The organism is Rhodovulum viride (genome assembly GCF_003265965.1).
Lineage (GTDB): Bacteria > Pseudomonadota > Alphaproteobacteria > Rhodobacterales > Rhodobacteraceae > Rhodovulum > Rhodovulum kholense.
The window spans coordinates 26,801-45,111 of record NZ_MUAV01000020.1 but is presented as its reverse complement, the minus strand read 5'-3'; the positions used below and the strand labels follow the sequence as shown (position 1 = coordinate 45,111).

At 68.0% G+C, this 18,311-nt stretch carries 16 protein-coding genes and 1 other RNA gene; 12 read left to right on the top strand and 5 right to left on the bottom strand.

Going from position 1 to position 18,311, the window contains the following annotated elements; translation table 11 throughout:
• Positions 1-171: 171 nt before the first annotated feature.
• From cysS to BYZ73_RS15620, 3 genes are all read left to right on the top strand, one after another.
• The gene (gene cysS / locus BYZ73_RS15630; RefSeq protein WP_112316652.1) at positions 172-1,644 is read left to right on the top strand and encodes a cysteine--tRNA ligase; all 1,473 of its coding nucleotides are present in this window, start codon (positions 172-174) and stop codon (positions 1,642-1,644) included.
• 193 nt (positions 1,645-1,837) lie between these two features.
• A complete protein-coding gene (gene cimA / locus BYZ73_RS15625) occupies positions 1,838-3,478 on the top strand; it encodes a citramalate synthase (protein ID WP_112316651.1) in 1,641 nt (546 codons plus the stop codon).
• A 13-nt stretch (positions 3,479-3,491) separates the two neighbouring features.
• Positions 3,492-4,229 (top strand): squalene/phytoene synthase family protein, encoded by a 738-nt coding sequence (locus BYZ73_RS15620; RefSeq protein WP_245943192.1) that lies wholly within the window; start codon positions 3,492-3,494, stop codon positions 4,227-4,229.
• Between the two features lie 43 nt (positions 4,230-4,272).
• Here BYZ73_RS15620 and ssrA read toward each other — a convergent pair.
• The 5 genes from ssrA to BYZ73_RS15600 all read right to left on the bottom strand — a co-directional run bounded on the left by ssrA (position 4,273) and on the right by BYZ73_RS15600 (position 8,254).
• Positions 4,273-4,624: a transfer-messenger RNA gene (ssrA, locus tag BYZ73_RS15615) on the bottom strand.
• A 2-nt stretch (positions 4,625-4,626) separates the two neighbouring features.
• The gene (locus tag BYZ73_RS22820) at positions 4,627-4,797 is read right to left on the bottom strand and encodes a hypothetical protein (RefSeq protein ID WP_181498075.1); all 171 of its coding nucleotides are present in this window, start codon (positions 4,795-4,797) and stop codon (positions 4,627-4,629) included.
• Positions 4,794-5,918 carry a YeeE/YedE thiosulfate transporter family protein gene (locus tag BYZ73_RS15610; RefSeq protein WP_112316650.1) on the bottom strand — a complete coding sequence of 375 codons (1,125 nt, stop codon included), beginning with the start codon at positions 5,916-5,918 and terminating at the stop codon, positions 4,794-4,796. The genes BYZ73_RS22820 and BYZ73_RS15610 overlap by 4 nt, the downstream gene beginning before the upstream one ends.
• Before the next feature lie 4 nt (positions 5,919-5,922).
• Complete coding sequence (locus BYZ73_RS15605; RefSeq protein ID WP_112316649.1) at positions 5,923-6,882, bottom strand: sulfurtransferase; 960 nt, start codon at positions 6,880-6,882, stop codon at positions 5,923-5,925.
• Between the two features lie 328 nt (positions 6,883-7,210).
• Positions 7,211-8,254 (bottom strand): ABC transporter substrate-binding protein, encoded by a 1,044-nt coding sequence (locus tag BYZ73_RS15600; protein WP_112316648.1) that lies wholly within the window; start codon positions 8,252-8,254, stop codon positions 7,211-7,213.
• Between the two features lie 133 nt (positions 8,255-8,387).
• Between BYZ73_RS15600 and BYZ73_RS15595 the strand changes: the two genes are divergently transcribed.
• The 9 genes from BYZ73_RS15595 to BYZ73_RS15555 all read left to right on the top strand — a co-directional run bounded on the left by BYZ73_RS15595 (position 8,388) and on the right by BYZ73_RS15555 (position 18,257).
• A complete protein-coding gene (locus BYZ73_RS15595; protein WP_245943190.1) occupies positions 8,388-8,909 on the top strand; it encodes a DinB family protein in 522 nt (173 codons plus the stop codon).
• A 33-nt stretch (positions 8,910-8,942) separates the two neighbouring features.
• Positions 8,943-9,935, top strand: a complete 993-nt coding sequence (locus BYZ73_RS15590) for an MDR family oxidoreductase (protein ID WP_112316647.1) — start codon at positions 8,943-8,945, stop codon at positions 9,933-9,935.
• Between the two features lie 416 nt (positions 9,936-10,351).
• Positions 10,352-10,768: a universal stress protein gene (locus tag BYZ73_RS15585; RefSeq protein ID WP_112316646.1), complete on the top strand. Its 417-nt coding sequence runs from the start codon at positions 10,352-10,354 to the stop codon at positions 10,766-10,768.
• Positions 10,769-10,868: 100 nt separating this feature from the next.
• Complete coding sequence (locus tag BYZ73_RS15580; protein ID WP_112316645.1) at positions 10,869-12,521, top strand: BCCT family transporter; 1,653 nt, start codon at positions 10,869-10,871, stop codon at positions 12,519-12,521.
• Between the two features lie 108 nt (positions 12,522-12,629).
• A complete protein-coding gene (locus tag BYZ73_RS15575) occupies positions 12,630-13,859 on the top strand; it encodes an aminotransferase class V-fold PLP-dependent enzyme (protein ID WP_112316644.1) in 1,230 nt (409 codons plus the stop codon).
• Positions 13,860-13,944: 85 nt separating this feature from the next.
• Positions 13,945-15,366, top strand: a complete 1,422-nt coding sequence (locus tag BYZ73_RS15570) for a cryptochrome/photolyase family protein (RefSeq protein WP_112316643.1) — start codon at positions 13,945-13,947, stop codon at positions 15,364-15,366.
• Positions 15,367-15,444: 78 nt separating this feature from the next.
• Entirely contained in the window at positions 15,445-16,656 is a 1,212-nt protein-coding gene (locus BYZ73_RS15565; RefSeq protein ID WP_108025024.1) for an SAM-dependent methyltransferase, read from the top strand.
• 18 nt (positions 16,657-16,674) lie between these two features.
• Positions 16,675-17,118, top strand: coding sequence for a TrgA family protein (locus tag BYZ73_RS15560; RefSeq protein WP_112316642.1), 444 nt, complete (start codon positions 16,675-16,677; stop codon positions 17,116-17,118).
• 11 nt (positions 17,119-17,129) lie between these two features.
• Positions 17,130-18,257 carry an NUDIX domain-containing protein gene (locus BYZ73_RS15555; RefSeq protein WP_112316641.1) on the top strand — a complete coding sequence of 376 codons (1,128 nt, stop codon included), beginning with the start codon at positions 17,130-17,132 and terminating at the stop codon, positions 18,255-18,257.
• The last annotated feature ends 54 nt before the right edge of the window (positions 18,258-18,311 follow it).

The following is an 18,311-nucleotide window of genomic DNA, read 5'->3' as shown; positions in this document are numbered from 1 at the left end:
AGGCTTGGCAGGACCCTGCCGCGCTGATAAGACACCCGCATGACGACCGTCCGCAACCCCATTTGCTGCATTACCCGCTGACATCCCTCGGGCGGGCCGGGCGTCGTATTTCCCTCAGACAGGATATGTGCCAGAACCCGCCGCGGGACGCGCGCGAAGGATCTGGACCGCATGACCGACATTCAGCTTTACAACACCCGGACCCGCCAGAAGCAGAGGCTTGAGCCGCTCGACCCCGCGAACGTGCGGATGTATGTCTGCGGCCCCACGGTCTATGACCGTGCGCATCTGGGCAATGCCCGGCCCGTGGTCGCCTTCGACGTGCTTTACCGGCTGCTTCGCCATGTTTACGGGGCCGATCACGTCACCTATGTGCGGAACTTCACCGATGTCGACGACAAGATCAACGCCGCGGCGCTGGCGCGCAAGCAGGCGGGTGATCCGCGCCCGCTGGAAGAGCTGATCCGCGAGCGCACCGAAGAGACCATCGGCTGGTACCATGCCGACATGGAAGAACTTGGGGCGTTGAAGCCCAGCCAGGAGCCCCGCGCGACCGAGTTCATCGAGCAGATGAAAGAAATGATCGAGGATCTGATCGCCAAGGACCACGCCTATGCCGCCGAGGGCCATGTGCTGTTCCGGGTGCGGTCCTACAAGGATTATGGCGCGCTGTCGGGCCGGTCGGTCGATGACATGATCGCGGGCGCGCGGGTCGAGGTCGCGCCCTTCAAGGAAGACCCGATGGATTTCGTGCTGTGGAAGCCCTCGGACGACGATCTGCCCGGCTGGGATAGCCCCTGGGGCCGCGGGCGGCCGGGCTGGCATATCGAATGCTCGGCCATGTCCTATGAGCTTTTGGGGCCGAGCTTCGACATCCATGGCGGCGGGATCGATCTGCAGTTTCCCCACCACGAGAACGAGATCGCGCAAAGCTGCTGCGCCCATCCCGAAGGCGGTTTCGCGACGATCTGGCTGCATAACGAGATGCTGCAGGTCGAGGGCAAGAAGATGTCGAAGAGCCTCGGCAACTTCTTCACGGTGCGGGATCTGCTCGATCAGGGTATCGTGGGGGAGATCATTCGGTTCGTGTTTCTGGGGACCCATTATCGAAAGCCGATGGACTGGACCGAGCAGAAACGAAAAGAGGCCAAAGGCCATCTTGTGAAATGGCGGCGTCTCGAATGGCATCTTCTTGTGGCGCCGATGGATGAAGCGGAGATAGCCGGGCGCGTCGACGCAGGTGTCATCGAGGCCCTCGCCGACGATCTGAATACGCCCAAGGCGCTCCATCGGGCAATCGAGATGGGACAGCGTCTGGACAGCGCCAAGACCAAAGCGGACTCCGACGAGGCCCGGAATTTGTTCGCAACCCTTCGCTTCCTCGGGTTCAAAGACATCGATACCGAACGGCCATCACGCCGCGCTGCCGTTGAACGCGCGGTGACGGACGTGCTTCTTGGCGGCTGGACCGAGCGGTTGGCGACGGCCCGGGCGGCGGCGATGGAAAGCAAGGATTTCGCAGAGGTCGACCGGCTGAAGGCGCTGCTGATCGGGGCCGGCGTCGAGGTCCGGATGAGCAAGGCAGGTGTCGAGCTGGTGCCGGGGGCGGGCTTTGATCCGGCCAGGCTGGAGGCGCTGGAATGAGCGCGCAACGGCTTGGCGGTTTCGCCCGGCGGCACGCCGGGCCGCGCCCGACCCTCCCCCCGGGAGGGCGCATCTTCACCGTTTCGCACCGAAGCGTCGTCCAGGATCGCATCGGCGGTTCGCCCCGATCCGACCATGGCTGCACCCTCCCAAGCTCGGGCGCTGCCCTTCTTTTCCGTGCGGGAGCGGACGCATGAAAGACCGCCTCTATCTTTACGACACCACGCTTCGCGACGGGCAGCAGACGCAGGGCGTTCAGTTCTCGACCGACGAGAAGATCCGCATCGCCCATGTGCTGGACGAGTTGGGGGTCGACTATATCGAGGGCGGCTGGCCCGGCGCGAACCCGACCGACAGCGCCTTCTTCGAGGCGCGGCCCGAGACCCGCGCGACTTTCACCGCCTTCGGCATGACCAAGCGGGCCGGGCGGTCGGCGGAAAACGACGAGGTGCTGGCGGGCGTTCTGAACGCGGGCACCGAGGCCGTCTGTCTGGTCGGCAAGACCCACGATTTCCACGTCACCACGGCGCTGGGGATCGGGCTGGACGAGAATATCGAGAATATCGCGAAATCGGTCGCCCATCTGGTCGCGCAAGGCCGCGAGGCGCTGTTCGATGCCGAACATTTCTTCGACGGCTTCAAGGTCAATCCCGGCTATGCGCTGGACTGCTGCCGCGCCGCGCTGGAGGCGGGGGCGCGCTGGATCGTTCTGTGCGACACCAATGGCGGCACCCTGCCGCCCGAGATCGGCCGGATCACCGCCGAGGTGATCGCGGCGGGCATTCCGGGCGACCGGCTGGGCATTCACACCCATGACGACACCGGCAACGCGGTCGCGGGCAGTCTTGCGGCCATCGACGCGGGCGCGCGGCAGGTGCAGGGCACGCTGAACGGGCTGGGCGAGCGCTGCGGCAACGCGAACCTGACGACGCTGATCCCGACGCTCTTGCTGAAAGAGCCCTATGCCAGCCGGTTCGAGACGGGGATCACGCCCGAGGCGCTGGCGGGGATCACCCGGGCCTCGCGGCTGCTGGACGACATCCTGAACCGGGTGCCGCAGAAAAGCGCGCCCTATGTCGGGTCCTCGGCTTTCGCGCACAAGGCGGGGCTGCATGCCAGCGCGATCCTGAAGGACCCCACGACCTACGAACATGTCGCGCCGCAAGCGACCGGCAATAGCCGCGTCATCCCGATGTCGAACCAGGCCGGGCAGTCGAACCTGCGCCGCCGTCTGGCCGAGGCCGGGCTTGAGGTGGCGAAGGACGACCCCCGGCTGGCCGGGATCCTCGACGAGGTGAAGGCGCGCGAGGGGCAGGGCTATTCCTACGACACCGCGCAGGCGAGCTTCGAGCTGATCGCGCGCCGGGTGCTGGACCGGCTGCCCGCCTTCTTCCGGATCAAGCGTTACCGGGTGACGGTCGAACGGCGTCGGCTCGACCCCGCCCGGGTGGTGACCCTGTCCGAGGCGGTCGTGGTTCTGGATGTCGATGGCGAACGCAAGCTGTCGGTGTCGGAAAGCCTCGATGCCGAGGGCAACGATCGCGGGCCGGTCAACGCGCTGTGGCGGGCGCTGGCCAAGGATCTGGGGCCCTATCAGGCGTTCATCGACGACATGCGGCTCGTCGATTTCAAGGTGCGCATCACCAATGGCGGCACCGAGGCCGTGACCCGGGTCATCATCGACAGCGAGGACGGGGCGGGGCGGCGCTGGTCCACCGTGGGGGTGTCGCCCAATATCGTCGATGCCTCGTTCGAGGCGCTGCTGGACGCGGTGATCTGGAAACTGGTGCGCGACGGCGCGCCCGATTACGACGCGGGCGGCCATGACGCTTGAGGCCTGCGCCTAGATCGTCCGCAAGGGCGATCCCGACCGCTTTCTGGCGGTGATGGCGGCACCGGTCGCGGCGCGGGCGCGGCTTCTGCCGCTTTATGCCTTCAATGTCGAGGTGGCGCGCGCGCCCTGGGTGACAGAAGAGCCGCTGATCGCCGAGATGCGGCTGCAATGGTGGCTGGACGCGCTGGAGGAAATCGCGGGCGGCGGCCCAGTGCGCCGCCACGAGGTGGCGACGCCGCTGGCCGAGGTGCTGTCGCCCGAGGCCGCCCGCGATCTGGTGCCGCTGGTCGAGGCGCGGCGTTGGGACGCCTATCGCGAGCCCTTCGCCGATGGCGCCGCCCTCGAGGCGCATCTGGCGGCCACCTCCGGCCGGCTGATGGGGGCGGCCGCCCGGGCACTGGGCGCCGAAGACGGGCAGGCGGTGCTGGCCGATCTGGGCCTGGCCATGGGGCTTGCGGGCTGGTTTCTGGCGGTGCCCGCGCTTCTGGCGCGGGGACGGTGGCCCTTGCCGGATGATCGGCCGGAGGCCATTGCCGATCTGGCCCGGTCGGGGCTTGCGCGGCTGGCCGCTGCGCGTGCAACCGGGCTTCCGGCGCGTGCGGTTCCGGCGGCGCGGACGGCCTGGCGCACCGAAGGGGTCCTGAGGCGAGCCGCGGCCCGACCCGACCGCGTCTTGGGCGGCGGGCTGGACGAGGCGGAAGTCGTGCGCCGGGCGGGGCTTTTGCGGCGGGCGCTCACCGGCGGCTGGTAGTGCGGCGGGCTTGCCCGAGATGCATCATTCGACACTGGGGGGAAGTGCAGGTTTCTGTTGCCAGGTACCTGCGAACCCCGCCTTACGTTGCTAGACGCAAGGGCTTAAGATTTGGTTTTGCGGACTGCTTACGCAGCCAGCGCCACCGGAGCACGGTTGTCATTGGCAACTATCATGCTTGCACCGATAACGGTGGTAGCTCACCGGGCAAAAGCTAACCCCTTTAGACGTCCGTCGATCCTGTTTCGGCCCCAGGATCCCGCCAATGTGGGATATTTGGTGGAGCCGCCGGGTACCGCCCCCGGGTCCGATCCGCTTATTACGGGCGCGTTTATCGCCATAGTCCCTTGCGGGACGGTCCAAAGATAGGCCGGGGAGGCGCGCGCTTCAAGGGGGGTCAGCGCGCGGGCAGGGCCGCGCAATGGGCGCCGCCCGCCGCCTGACCCGAGCCAAGCGCGAAAAGCGCCGGGGCAAGGTAGGGATCAAGCGGGGCGGACCGCGCGAGGTCGATGGCGAGAAACCCCGCCACTGCGGCCAGAAGGGTCAGAACGACCGGGCGCCGGGTCATCTGCGCGCCTCGAGCCCCAGCAGGGGGCGAAGCTGGATGCCGTACCAGGACCCGGTGAAGGCGGCCGCGAACCAGGCCCAGCCATGCAGGCTGCCGGTCGAGATCCCCGAGAAGAAGGCGCCGATATTGCAGCCGAAGGCAAGCCGCGAGGAATAGCCCAAGAGGAACCCCGCGATCACCACCGCGACCCAGGCCCGCGCCGGGTGATCGGCGATCCGCCCGGTCAGCCCGTCGCGCCAGAACGCGGCCAGAGCGGCCCCCGCGATCAGCCCCAGATCGGTCAGCGAGGTGACGTCTGTCAGCACGCTTTCGCGCAGCCGCTCGACATTGCCGGGGGCCGACCAGAAGGCCGAGCCCGACAGATCGGCGCCGAGCGCCGTCGCGCCCTTCGCGACCCACAGCCCCAGACCGTAGACCACGCCCCAGGGCTGGCCCGCGACCGCCAGATGCAGGATCGCCAGCCCGGCCAGCAGCACCGCCGCCAGCCAGTAGCGGGCCGGGATCGCGCGCTTGCCCGGATCGGCCAGCGCCATCGCAAGCCCCGCGACCGAGGCCAGCAGCACCAGCGTCAGCGCCAGCCCCTCGGTGCCGGTCAGCGCGGCGACCGGCAGCGCGCCAAGCTCGGTCCACCAGACCAGGTGATAGGCGCCGAAGAAGCTGCCGAGGCAGAAGAAGGGCAGGGCGACCGCGCTGACAAGATTGCCCGATCCGGCATTCACCAGTGTGCCCGATCCGCAGCCCAGCACGATCTGCATGCAGGCGCCGAAGACGAAGGCGCCGCCGACCATCGCAAAGCCGACAGGGGCATGGGCGCCCACAAGCTCGCCCGGATGGCTGGCCAGCATCGGGAAGGCCGCGGTCGCGACCAGCGCCAGGCAGACCATCTGCGCCACCAGCCCTGAGGCGTCGCGCTGCAGGATCATCCGCCGCCAGGGGCCGGTAAAGCCGAAGCGCAGCCCCTCGAGCACCAGCCCGAAGCCGAGCCCGATCATCAGCAGCGCGCCCGAGCGCGGCCCGGCCATCGCGGCCACGGTCAGAACCGCCAGTGCGCAGAGGCCGAGACCGGCGGTTCGGGGAAGGATACGGGAAGACGCGGTCATCGTCTGGCTGCTGTCGGTCATGGGGTCAATAGCGTCCGGTCACGCGGTTCCACAGATTGCGAAGCGGGCCGGGCAGGTTCGCGGTCTCATGCCCCGACCGGGTCCAGCCGACCATCGACTCGGGGTAAAGCCTGACCCCCTCGATCCCGGCCAGTTCGCTGAGCGCGAACCAGTTCGTCGCGGCCCAGTGCCCGGTATTGCAGAACGACACCAGCCGGTCGCCCTGGGCAAAGCCGTTGGCGGCGGCGAGATCCGGGACCAGATCGGGCTTGATCAGCGCGGGCGCGTCGCTGCCGAACCAGCCCGAATGGGTGAAATAGCGCGATTGCGGCAGGGTGCCGGGCCGGGTCGCCGCCGGATGCTTGGCATTGCCCGCCCAGAAGGATTGGGGCCGCGCATCGATCAGGTCGCCGGGGGCGTCGCCCGCGACGATGGCCTCGACATCCTCGGTGGTGGCCAGCCAGTCGTGACTGAAGCTCACCTCGATATCGCTGGGCGCGGGGCGCAGCGCCGGGCCGGTCTCGACCGGCAGGCCGGATGCGCTCCAGGCGGTCATGCCGCCATTCAGGATCGCAAGCGGGCTGACCCCGCTCGATTTCAGCGTCCAGTAGACCCGCGCGGCCGCGCCGAAATCGGACGGGTCGCTGCCCTGATGCACGACCACGGTGGGTCGGTCCCGGGTCACGCCGAGACTGCGCAGCACCTCGGTCAGCCGGTCCTCGGGGATCAGCGCGCCCGGATTGTCGGCCGGGCCGCGGAACAGCCCGTAGGGCGCCGAGACCGCGCCGGGGATATGGCCGGCCTCGAAGACCGGGGCGGCGCCATCGGGGCCGCTGCGGATATCGAGTACAAGCGGCGCGACCGTGGCCTGCGCCTCGACCAGACCTGGAGGGTCGATCAGCGGCCCGAAACCCGGCGCGGCAAGGGCTGCGGGACCGGCAAGAAGGGCAAGGACGAAGGCGGCGCTCGGGGCAAATCTGGTCATCTCGTCACCTCATGAATTGCGCCCCAAAGCTGTGGCGGCCCGACGCGCGACGCAAGGCCGCAAGGTCTTGTTAACACTAATCCGATTCGTTTTGAAGGTCGCCTGTTCGTTGTGCGTCTGCCGCGGAAACACGCGTGTTTCGCGACACGCGGCGATCCGGAACGTCAAGCCGCCCTGATCCGCAAAAAAAGAACTGGGTCGGCGGACCTCAGGACAACGCTGCTCACCGGCCATGCCCGGGGTGCAGGGCCTGCGCGTCAACGGAAAGGGCGGCGCCCCGGCAGGAGCGCCGCCCCGGTTTTCGCTTCCGCCTCGGCGGCGCCGGGCCCTAGAAGCCCGCCTTGATCTTCTCGAAGGCCGCCGACTGCTTTTCGCGCAGCTCGCCCGGCATCGGCAGTTGCGCCAAAACCGGCACGTCGATCGGGCCGAGCCCGACGGCGGTCAGCGCCTCGTCGCCGATCTCGGCCATTGCCTTGTCGTTCGACTGGCCATAGCCCGCATCCAGAAGCGCCTGGGTCGCGGCGGGGTCGAGCATGGCGTTCAGGAAGTCATAGGCTTTCTCCTCCGAACCGGGGCCGTCCTTCAGATCGACATAGCCGCACAGCCAGAGCGACGAGCCCTCCTTGGCCTCGCGTTGGAAGCCGATGGGGAAGTCCTGTTCGGCCATCGTGGGCAGGGTCTCGTTCCAGGCCCAGGACACCAGCACCTCGCCCGAGGCCAGAAGCTGCGCCAGCTCGGCCGGGTCGGTCCAGTAGGTGCGCAGGTTCGGATGCACCTCGCGCAGCCATTCGACGGCCGCGTCGAACTGGGCATCCGTCGCATGGGTCCAGTTGGTGGTGCCGGTCGCCAGATAGGCCAGCGCGAAGGTGTCGTCGACATTGTCGGGCAGGGTCACGCGGCCTTCGTATTTCGGGTCCTTGAAGACCTGGAGCGAGGCCACGTCCTCGGCCGGCACCTCTTCGGTGTTATAGGCGATCCCGGTCGAGCCGAAATCGGTCGGCACGAAATAGACCTCGGCGCCGGTATCGGCCACGTCGGTGCCCTTGAGGTTGGCGTTCAGATCGCCCCAGGCCGGGATTTTCGAGGTGTCCCAGGGTTCGAGAATGCCGGATTCGACCCATTTCGTGACCGAGCCCGCGCAGACATGGCTGACATCGGTCCGGAAGCCAGAGCGCAGCTTCTGGAACGCTTCTTCCTCGTCGCCGAAGAAGGTGAAGGTCGGGTTGTCCCCGTACTTGTCCTTGTACTTGGTGTGGAAGGCCGCGTTCTCGAAGCCGGGATAGTCGAACACGAGCAGATCGGCGTCGGTGGCCCAGGCGGCCGACCCGGCAATCAGGGCCGCGGTGCTGGCAAGAATCAGGCGAACGGTCATGGAGGTCCCTCGCGTTGGGAGTGGGTGCAAGGTCACGCTAGCGGTGCGCCGGGCTCCGCTCAAGACCATTGGCGGGACTCGCCTCCGCGTCGCGGGTCTGCCAAAAGGGGGCCAGGCAAGAGGACGGGGACCGATGGGACAGGCAATGGTCACGGCGGGCTGGTGCCGGCTGATGGCACGATACAATCGCTGGCAGAACCGCGCGATGATGGAAGAGGTGGCCGGGATGGACGAGGCCGCCCGCAAGGCCGGGCGCGGTGCCTTCTGGGGGTCGATCCAGGGCACGATGGCGCATCTTCTCTGGGCCGATCACATCTGGATGTCGCGGCTCGACGGCTGGGAGGCGCCCCATGTGGGGCTGTCCGACAGCGCCCATTTTGTTGCCGACTGGTCGGAATATCGCTCCAAGCGGCAGATCACCGATGCCCGCATCAGCCGCTGGGCGCAGGGCCTGACCGAGGCCAGTCTTGCGGGCGATCTGGCCTGGTATTCGGGGGCCGCGGGGCGCGAGATGGTGGTGCCGCGCGCGGTCTGCGTCGTTCACATGTTCAACCACCAGACCCATCACCGCGGCCAGATCCACGCGATGCTGACCGCCGCCGGGGTGTTGACCGCGCCGACCGATCTGTTTCTGATGCCGGACCTGATCGGGTAGGGACACCCGGGGACGGAAAGAGGGAAAGCAGTTATGTTCAGAGCGCTGGTCGTCGAGAAGGATGCGGAGGGCAAGACCCGTGCCGCGGTGCAGGATCTGTCGGAGGACCGGCTGCCCGAGGGCGATGTCACGGTCGCGGTCGAATATTCGACGCTGAACTACAAGGACGGGCTTTGTCTGGGATCGGGCGGCGGGCTGGTGCGCAGCTGGCCGCATGTGCCGGGCATCGACTTCGCGGGCGTGGTCCAGCAAAGCGCCGATCCGCGCTACAAGCCCGGCGACCGGGTGGTGCTGACCGGCTGGCGCGTGGGCGAGGTGCATTGGGGCGGCTATGCCCAGCGGGCGCGGGTCAAGGCCGACTGGCTGGTGCCGCTGCCCGACGGGCTGTCGACCCGGACGGCGATGGCGGTCGGCACGGCAGGCATGGCCGCGATGCTGGCGGTGATCGCGCTGGAGGACCAGGGGTTGAAGCCCGGCGATGGCCCAGTTCTGGTCACCGGCGCCTCGGGGGGCGTGGGCTCGGTGGCGACGGCGGTGCTGGCGCATCTGGGCCATGAGGTGGCGGCGGTCACCGGCCGCCCCGGGTCCGAGGACTATCTGCGCGATCTCGGGGCCAGCCGGATCGTGCCGCGCGAGGACCTGTCCGAGGTGACGCGGAAGCCCTTGGAAAGCGAGATCTGGGCGGGCTGCGTCGATCCGGTGGCGGGCGCGATGCTGGGCCGGGTGCTGAAGCAGATGAGATACGGCGCCTCGGTGGCGGCTGTGGGCCTTGCGGGCGGCGCGGCCATCGAGGGCGCGCTGATTACGCCCTTCATCCTGCGCGGCGTCAACCTCCTGGGCATCGACAGCGTGATGCAGCCCTACGAGGCCAGGCTGCGTGCCTGGCAGCGGATCGCGTCGGACCTGCCGATGGACCGGCTGAAGGGCATGATCCGCAGCGCGACGCTGGAGGATCTGCCCGGGCTTGGGGCCGACATCCTGAAGGGGCAAGTGCAGGGGCGCGTCGTGGTCGACGTCAACGCCTGAGCCGGAGCGGGGGTGAACTGGCCTGAGCCGGAACGGCGCCGGGCAGGCTCTGGCCGCAAGCAGCGGAGATGGGCGCGCGGGGGCGAACACCGCGCCCTTTGCTTTGAGAGGTGAAGCGCCGACGGGGCTGTCACCTGTCCGGGATGACGACGCGAAAATCCTTTCAAGGCATTGAAATTAAATGAATCAAGTGGGGCCGGATTTGAGGGTGGCTGAAGCTGCCCGCGGGCGCCTTCATCCCCGCGCTTGGTCTTTCGAAGAAAACGTCCTAAGGTTCGATGCGAGAAAGCGCCGCCTTTCCAAGGGCGTTCCCGGCGCGGCCGGTCCTGGCACGACAGATGTCCCAGCCCATCCGGGGCAGGTCCTGCGTCCGGGCGGCTCCGTAGGAAGATATGACGAACTGCAAGGAGGGCACGATGTTCAAGCAGATCCTGGTGCCGGTCGATCTTGCCCATGCCGACCGGCTGACGCGCGCCTGTGAGGTGGCCGGAGATCTGGCGCGGCATTACGGCATCGGCGTGACCTATGTCGCCGTGGCCGCGCCGCAGCCGGGCGAGGTCGCGCAATCGCCCGAGGCGTATCGCGAAAAGCTCGATGCCTTTGCCGCGGCCGAGGCCGAGCGGCACGGTCACCGGGTGTCATCGCGACTGATGATCAGCCCGGACCCGGCGGCCGAACTCGACGAGGCGCTGGTTCGGGCGCTCGAGGAGACGGGCGCCGATCTGGTGGTGATGGCGAGCCATGTGCCCGGATGGGTCGAGCATGTCTTCCCGTCGCACGGGGGCAAGCTGGCAAGCCATGCCAAGGCTTCGGTCCTGCTGGTGCGCCCCTAGGCCCCATCGTGCCGGGCTTCGGTCCGGCGGCCCCGAACGAGAAAGCGAAGAAGAAACAGGTCGCGACCAAAGCCGACCGCCATAGCCATGAGGGAAAAACATGACCGATCAGACGTCCCAGGACCTGACCGATCAGGGAATTCCGGCGCCCGAGGGCGACGTGGACCTGATCGAGACCGATTATGAGATCGGTCAGGACAATATCGAAGGAAGTCTGGGTCCGTTCGGCTTTGACATTCACAACCCGGTCTTTCTGGTGTCCGGCCTCTCGATCGTGGCCTTCGTGTTCTACGCGTTGGCCTTGCCGGGCCAGGCCGAGGCGGTCTTCGGCTGGCTGAGGCCGTTCCTGACCTCGACCTTCGACTGGCTCTTCCTCAGCGCGGGGAATGTCTTCGTGCTGTTCTGTCTGGCGCTGATCGTGCTGCCGGTGGGCCGGGTCCGGCTCGGCGGCGTCGACGCGACGCCCGATTACAGCTATTCGGGCTGGTTCGCGATGCTCTTCGCGGCCGGGATGGGCATCGGGCTGATGTTCTTCGGGGTGCTCGAGCCGGTCTATCACATGGCGATTTCCCAGCCGCTGGGCACGCCCTCGCCTTTTGCCGAGGATGGCAGCCTGATCCCCGGCAATGTCGATGCCGCGCGCGAGATGGGGCTGGCGGCGACGATCTATCACTGGGGGCTGCACCCCTGGGCGATCTATGCGGTGGTGGCGCTGGCGCTGGCGCTGTTCACCTATAACAAGGGGCTGCCGCTGACGATCCGGTCGGCCTTCTACCCGATCTTCGGCGAACGGATCTGGGGCTGGACCGGCCATGTCATCGACATCATCGCGGTCTTTGCCACGCTTTTCGGGCTGGCGACCTCGCTGGGCTTCGGCGCGCAGCAGGCCAATGCCGGGCTCAGCCATGTCTTCGGCGTGCCCGAGGATCTGACGGTGCAGATCCTCCTGATCACCGGGATCACGGCGATCGCGCTGATTTCGGTGCTGCGCGGGCTCGACGGCGGGGTGAAGGTGCTGTCGGAAATCAACATGGTCGTGGCCGCTCTGCTGCTGGTCTTCGTGCTGGTGGCCGGGCCGACCGGCACCATCCTTGCCGATTTCGGCGAAGGCATGCTGGCCTATGTCAAGGATCTGCCGGCGCTCTCGAACCCGTTCGGGCGCGAGGATACCGATTACATGCAGGGCTGGACGGCGTTCTACTGGGCCTGGTGGATTTCCTGGTCGCCCTTCGTCGGCATGTTCATCGCCCGGGTCAGCCGCGGCCGCACGGTGCGCGAATTCGTGGTCTGCGTGCTGCTGATCCCCAGCCTCGTCTGCGTGCTGTGGATGGCAGTCTTCGGCGGCGCGGCCATCGACCAGGTGCTGTCCGACCCGGTGAACAGCGCGGTCAAGGCGCAGGTGATCGACAGCTACAACCCGCCGATGTCGCTGTTCGCTTTGCTCGAGGCGCTGCCCTGGGCCTCGGTCACCTCGGTGATCGGCATCGTGCTGGTGATCGTCTTCTTCGTCACCTCGTCGGATTCGGGTTCGCTGGTCATCGACACCATCACCGCAGGCGGCAAGATCGACGCGCCGCTGCCTCAGCGGGTGTTCTGGTGCACCTTCGAGGGCGCGGTGGCCATCGTGCTGCTGGTCGGCGGCGGGCTGTCGGCGCTGCAGGCGATGGTGATCTCGACCGGGCTTCCGTTCACGCTGGTGCTGCTGATGATGTGCTTTGCCATCTTCCGAGGTCTGCAGGCCGAGGCCCATTAGGGTGATTCGGGCTGGGGCTAGGGTGTAGTCTCCGGATTTCAAGGCGTTGCGTGGCCGCACTTGGCCGATTAGACAGGTTGGAATGGCCACGCAGCGTCCGGGTGGGGAATGGTTGCGCTTGATACCGAATTTGTTCGCAACCAGTTTCCGGCCTTCCGGTACAAGGAGTTGCGCGACAAGGTGTTCTGCGAGAATGCCGGCGGATCCTATGCCTGTCGCTATGTGATCTGGCGCCTGCACCGCTTTTACCAGGAGCGCAAGGTTCAGCCCTACGGCGCCTTCCCTGCATCGCGCCGGGCGGGCGAGGAGATGGACGAGGCCCGCACCCGGCTGGCCGCACATCTGGGCGTCGGCCGGGACGAGTTGCATTTCGGTCCTTCGACCAGCGCCAATACCTATGTGCTGGCCCAGGCCTTCGGCGCCTGGATCGAGCCGGGCCAGGCCATCGTCGTTACCGATCAGGATCACGAGGCCAATTCGGGCGTCTGGCGGCGGCTTGCGGCGCGCGGCATCGAGGTCAGGGAATGGAAGGTCGATCCCGAGACCGGGCATCTCGACCCCGACGCGCTTGAGCCTTTGCTGGACGAGACGGTGCGGCTGGTCTGCTTCCCGCATGCCTCCAACATTCTGGGCGAGGTCAACGACGTGGCCCGCATCACCGCGATGGTGCGGCGGGCGGGCGCCTTCACCTGCGTCGACGGGGTCAGCTTCGCCCCGCACGGGCTGCCCGACATCCCGGCGCTGGGCGCCGACATCTACCTTTTCTCGACCTACAAGACCTACGGGCCGCATCAGGGCGTGATGCTGATCCGCCGCGAGCTGGCCTATCAGCTGCCCAATCAGGGCCATTGGTTCAATGCCGAGGACGTGTTGCGCCGGTTCGATCCGGCCGGTCCCGATCATGCCCAGGTGGCGGCGGTGGCCGGGATCTCGGATTATATCGACGCGCTTTACGACCACCATGTCCGGGGCGGGCGCGATGCGCATGCCCGGGCGGGGATTGTCGCGGGCATGATCCGGATGCAGGAAACCGCCGTGCTCGAGCCCTTGCTGGACTATCTCTCGACCCGCCCCGAGTGGCGCGTTCTGGGGCCCGTGCAGGCGGGGCCTGCGCGGTTGCCGACCGTGTCGATCGCGCTCGACCGGCCGGGGGCCGAGGCGGCCGAGCGGTTGGCCGGGCGGGGCATTCTGGCGGGCGGCGGCGATTTCTACGCGCGCCGGGTGCTGGAGGCGATGGGGATCGACCCGGCGCGGGGGGTGCTGCGGTTGAGCCTGCTGCACTACACCCTGCCCGAGGAGGTTGACCGCCTGATCGAAGCGCTAGATTCGGAACTCTAGGGCCCGTGCGAGGGCAGGGGCCTCTTCATGGGGCTATCGGCCCGCGCTGCTGCGCGGGGTCCGATCAGGAATGTGACGAAACCGGATGTCAGACCAAGTGCCCGTGATCTGGTGGGTCCGCCGCGACCTCCGTCTCGGCGACAACGCAGCGCTTGCCGGTGCCATTGCGTCCGGCCGCCCGGTCGTGCCGCTTTTCATCCATGACGAAACGGTCGAGGCGCTGGGCGCGGCGGCGAAATGGCGGCTGGGCGAGGGCGTCGCATGCCTGGGGCAGGCGCTGTCGGCGCGCGGCTCGCGACTGATCCTGCGGCGCGGTCCCGCGCTTGACGTGCTGCGCGGGGTGATTGCCGGGACCGGAGCCGCCGCCGTGGTCTGGAGCCGCGCCTATGACCCGGCCTCGGTCGCCCGCGACAAGGCGGTCAAGGCGGCTCTGGCCGAAGACGGCGTCGAGGCGCGGTCCTGCGCCGGGCATCTGCTGTTCGAGCCCTGGACGGTCGAGACCGGGCAGGGCGGGTTCTACAAGGTCTACACGCCTTACTGGAAGGCGGTGCGCGACCGCGCGGTTCCGGAGCCCGCCCCCGCGCCGGGCATGATCCCCCGGCCCGATACCTGGCCCGCCTCCGACGAGATCGGGACCTGGCGGATGGGCGCGGCGCTCCGCCGGGGCGCGGCGGTGCTGGCGCGGTTCGCCCCGGTCGGCGAGGCCGCGGCGCAGGAGCGGCTGGACGAGTTCGCGGCCCGCAAGATCGCCGATTACGCCGAGCGGCGCGCCTGGCCCGCAGCCGACGCCACCTCGGGGCTGTCGGCGCATCTGACCTGCGGCGAGATTTCCGCGCGTGCCTGCTGGCATGCCGGGCTCAATGCGATGGACGCGGGCAAGGCCGGGGCCGAGACCTTCCTCAAGGAGCTGGTCTGGCGCGAATTCGCCTGGCATCTGATGTGGCACAGCCCGCATATCGCCGAGCGGAACTGGCGCGAGGGCTGGGACGGTTTCGCCTGGTCGACGGAGGGCGACAGTCCCGAGGCCACGGCCTGGAAGCGGGGCCGGACCGGCATTCCCTTCGTCGATGCCGCGATGCGCGAGATGTATGTGACCGGCACCATGCACAATCGCGCGCGGATGATCGCGGCCTCCTGGCTGACCAAGAACCTGATGATCCATTGGCGGGTGGGCCTGGACTGGTTTGCCGAGCATCTGATCGACTGGGACCCGGCCTCGAATGCCATGGGCTGGCAATGGGTGGCGGGCTCGGGGCCCGATGCCGCGCCCTATTTCCGGATCTTCAACCCCATCACACAGGCCGAGAAATTCGACCCCGACGGCGCCTATCGCGATGCCTGGATCGCCGAGGGGCGCCAGAGCCCCGACCCCCGCGCGCTGGCCTATTTCGAGGCGGTGCCGCGCGCCTGGGGGCTTTTGCCGGGCGATGCCTATCCCGCCCCGGCCGTCACGCCCGAGGCCGGGCGCCGCCGCGCGCTGGCGGCCTATGAGGCGCGGGGGGGCTAGGCCGTTGCGGTGGGGCGCGCGATCTGCACAATCGCAGGACAGAACCAGAAAAATCCATAAGGGAACGAGGGAGCCAGGATGACCGTCCTGACGAGTACCAGGGGGCAGGCCGACCTGCCGCGCTATTTTGCACAGGTTTTCGACATCGCAGGCCGCATGGGCCACGGGCGGCTCGACTTCGTGCTGCCCGACGGGCGGCGCTTTCGCGCCGAGGCGCGCGCTCCGGGCCCGGTGGCCGAGCTGGACATCCACGACCCGGATGTCTTCGCCCGGCTGATCCGCGAGGGCGATCTGGGCTTTTGCGAAGCCTATGTAGAGGGCGGCTGGTCCACGCCCGATCTGATGGCCTTCATGGATCTCGTTCATGCGGATAACGACGAACTCTTCGACGGGTTCCCCGGCCTCGGGCTGATCCGCGCCTATGAGCGGTTGCGCTTCTGGCTGCAAAGAAACTCGAAGACCCAGGCGCGCAAGAACATCTCGCACCATTACGACCTCGGCAACGACTTCTACGGGCTCTGGCTCGACGAGACGATGACCTATTCCTCGGCGCTGTTCCGCACCGGGCAGGAAAGCCTCGAGGCCGCGCAGGAGCTGAAATACGCTGCCATGGTCGACCAGATGGGCGTGGCGCCGGGCGATCATGTGCTGGAGATCGGCTGCGGCTGGGGCGGTTTTGCCGAATATGCCGCCGGACAGCGGGGGCTGAAGGTCACCGGGCTGACCATCAGCCGCGAACAGCACGACTATGCGGTGGCGCGGATCGCCAAGGCCGGGCTTTCCGACCGCGTCGAGATCAAGCTGCAGGATTACCGCGACGAGACCGGGCGCTATGACGGCATCGCCTCGATCGAGATGTTCGAGGCGGTGGGCGAGAAATACTGGCCGACCTATTTCCGCCAGGTGACCGACTGCCTCAAGCCCGGCGGGCAGGCGACGCTGCAGGTCATCACCGTGCAGGAGCGCCGCTACGAGATTTACCGCAAGGGCGTCGATTTCATTCAGAAATACATCTTCCCGGGCGGCATGCTGCCCAGCCCCGGCGTGCTGCGCGCCCAGGCCAGCGCGGCCGGGCTGGAAATCCGGCGCTCGATGGAATTCGGCGACAGCTATGCGCTGACGCTCCGGCGCTGGCACGAGACCTTCAACGAGCGCTGGGACGATGTCGCGCGGCTTGGGTTCGACGCGCGGTTCCGGCGCATGTGGAACCTCTACCTCGCCTCTTGCGCGGCCACCTTCCAGAGCGGAAACTGCGACGTGACTCAACTGACCGTTGCACGGCCCACCTGACGAATGCCCGCCTGATCCATGCCCACCGCCGCCAAGCTTGTCGCATTCCTTCTGTACGGAGGGCTGGCCTGGGCCGCCTCCGTCGCGCTGGTGCCGAGCTTTCCCGAGGGCATGGATCTGGGCCATTTCTTTACGGTCAACGCGGCGGTGGGGGCGCTGGCGGGCTGGTTCGTCATGGGCCGGCTCGCGGGGCAGGGCTATGGGCTGGCGGTCACGGCGGGACTGCGCACGACCGTGGTGCTGGTCTTCTACGCGCTCTTGATCCATGCCGGGGCCCGGGCCTATGCCCGCACCGTCGAGATGCGCTTTGGCGATCCGGTTGCGGCGGTCTTGGGCTGGATCGGGCTGGCGGCCGACTACGGGCTGCAGCTTTTCACCTCGCCCGCGGCGATGGGCGTGCTGCTGGTCGGCGGCGTTCTGGCCGGGCTGGCAGTCGAAGCCGTCTCACATTTCTGGACCTGAAGGACGCGAACATGGAACGCATGTTCTTTTACGGCACGCTGTGCCATCTGCCGCTTTTGGCGCGGGTGCTGGACCGCCCGGCCGACACTCTGACGAGGCATCCCGCGCGGCTCGCGGATCATGCCGTGCGGCTGGCCGAGGGCGAAAGCTTTCCGCTGATCCTGCCCGAGCCCGGCAGGCAGGCCGAGGGGCTGCTGGTCGACGGGCTGACGGCGGAAGACCGCGCGCGGCTCGATTATTACGAGGGCGGTTATGGCTTCGACTGTCAGGAGGTCACGGTCGAGACCGCCGACGGGCCGATCAAGGCCGGGGTCTATGCCCATGACCGCGCGGGGCTCGTGCCCGGCGCGGCCTGGGATATCGAGGCCTGGCGCGCGCGCTGGGGCGATCTGGTGACCGAAGCCGCGGGCGAGGTGATGCTGGGCTATCCAGACCGCCCGCCCGAGGTGAATGCGCGGCGCTATCGGATGATCCTGGCCCGCGCCGCCTCGACGCTGCGCGCCCGCCAGCCGGGGCCTGCCACCCTGCGCAAGCCGACCGGCCCGGGCGATATCGTCGAGACCGCCCGCGCCCAGCCCTATGCGAATTTCTTCGCGGTCGAGGAATACACCTTCCGGCACACCCGCTTCGACGGGCGGATGAGCGACGAGATGGTGCGCGCGGCCTTCCTGACGGGGGACGCCGCGACCGTGCTGCCCTATGACCCGGCCCGCGATGCGGTCTTGCTGATCGAACAGGTGCGCGCGGGGCCTTACGCGCGGGGCGACAGCCAGGTCTGGTCGGTCGAGGCCATCGCCGGTCTGATCGACCCGGGCGAAACCCCCGAAGAGACGGTGCGCCGCGAGGCGCTCGAAGAGGCGGGGCTGACGATCGGGGCGCTGCACCGCTGTTTTGGCTATTACACCTCGCCGGGCGCGAAGGCCGAATACATCTACTCGTTCGTGGGCGAGGCCGATCTTGGGGCCGAGGCGGGCGGTCTGGGCGGGGTCCCGGCCGAGGGCGAGGACATCCGTGCCCATGTGGTGCCTTTTGCGCGGGCGATGGATCTGGTCGATACCGGCGAGATCGGCAATGCCCCGCTCATCCTGTCGCTTCTCTGGCTTGCACGTCACCGTGAGGCCTTCCGGCCCCCGGCTTGAGTTCCCTCCGGGGCGCCGGTAGCAATGGCGAAACCGGCAGGCAGAGGGAGACGC

Excerpts from the sequence above, each read along its gene's own strand:
- BYZ73_RS15595 (WP_245943190.1), top strand. The coding sequence starts at position 8,388 with ATGGGACAGGCAATGGTCACGGCGGGCTGGTGCCGGCTGATGGCACGA.
- BYZ73_RS15610 (WP_112316650.1), bottom strand. The coding sequence starts at position 5,918 with ATGACCGACAGCAGCCAGACGATGACCGCGTCTTCCCGTATCCTTCCC.
- BYZ73_RS15605 (WP_112316649.1), bottom strand. The coding sequence starts at position 6,882 with ATGACCAGATTTGCCCCGAGCGCCGCCTTCGTCCTTGCCCTTCTTGCC.
- cimA (WP_112316651.1), top strand. The coding sequence starts at position 1,838 with ATGAAAGACCGCCTCTATCTTTACGACACCACGCTTCGCGACGGGCAG.
- BYZ73_RS15585 (WP_112316646.1), top strand. The coding sequence starts at position 10,352 with ATGTTCAAGCAGATCCTGGTGCCGGTCGATCTTGCCCATGCCGACCGG.
- BYZ73_RS15565 (WP_108025024.1), top strand. The coding sequence starts at position 15,445 with ATGACCGTCCTGACGAGTACCAGGGGGCAGGCCGACCTGCCGCGCTAT.
- BYZ73_RS15590 (WP_112316647.1), top strand. The coding sequence starts at position 8,943 with ATGTTCAGAGCGCTGGTCGTCGAGAAGGATGCGGAGGGCAAGACCCGT.
- BYZ73_RS15570 (WP_112316643.1), top strand. The coding sequence starts at position 13,945 with ATGTCAGACCAAGTGCCCGTGATCTGGTGGGTCCGCCGCGACCTCCGT.
- BYZ73_RS15600 (WP_112316648.1), bottom strand. The coding sequence starts at position 8,254 with ATGACCGTTCGCCTGATTCTTGCCAGCACCGCGGCCCTGATTGCCGGG.
- BYZ73_RS15555 (WP_112316641.1), top strand. The coding sequence starts at position 17,130 with ATGGAACGCATGTTCTTTTACGGCACGCTGTGCCATCTGCCGCTTTTG.
- BYZ73_RS22820 (WP_181498075.1), bottom strand. The coding sequence starts at position 4,797 with ATGACCCGGCGCCCGGTCGTTCTGACCCTTCTGGCCGCAGTGGCGGGG.
- cysS (WP_112316652.1), top strand. The coding sequence starts at position 172 with ATGACCGACATTCAGCTTTACAACACCCGGACCCGCCAGAAGCAGAGG.
- BYZ73_RS15560 (WP_112316642.1), top strand. The coding sequence starts at position 16,675 with ATGCCCACCGCCGCCAAGCTTGTCGCATTCCTTCTGTACGGAGGGCTG.
- BYZ73_RS15580 (WP_112316645.1), top strand. The coding sequence starts at position 10,869 with ATGACCGATCAGACGTCCCAGGACCTGACCGATCAGGGAATTCCGGCG.
- BYZ73_RS15575 (WP_112316644.1), top strand. The coding sequence starts at position 12,630 with ATGGTTGCGCTTGATACCGAATTTGTTCGCAACCAGTTTCCGGCCTTC.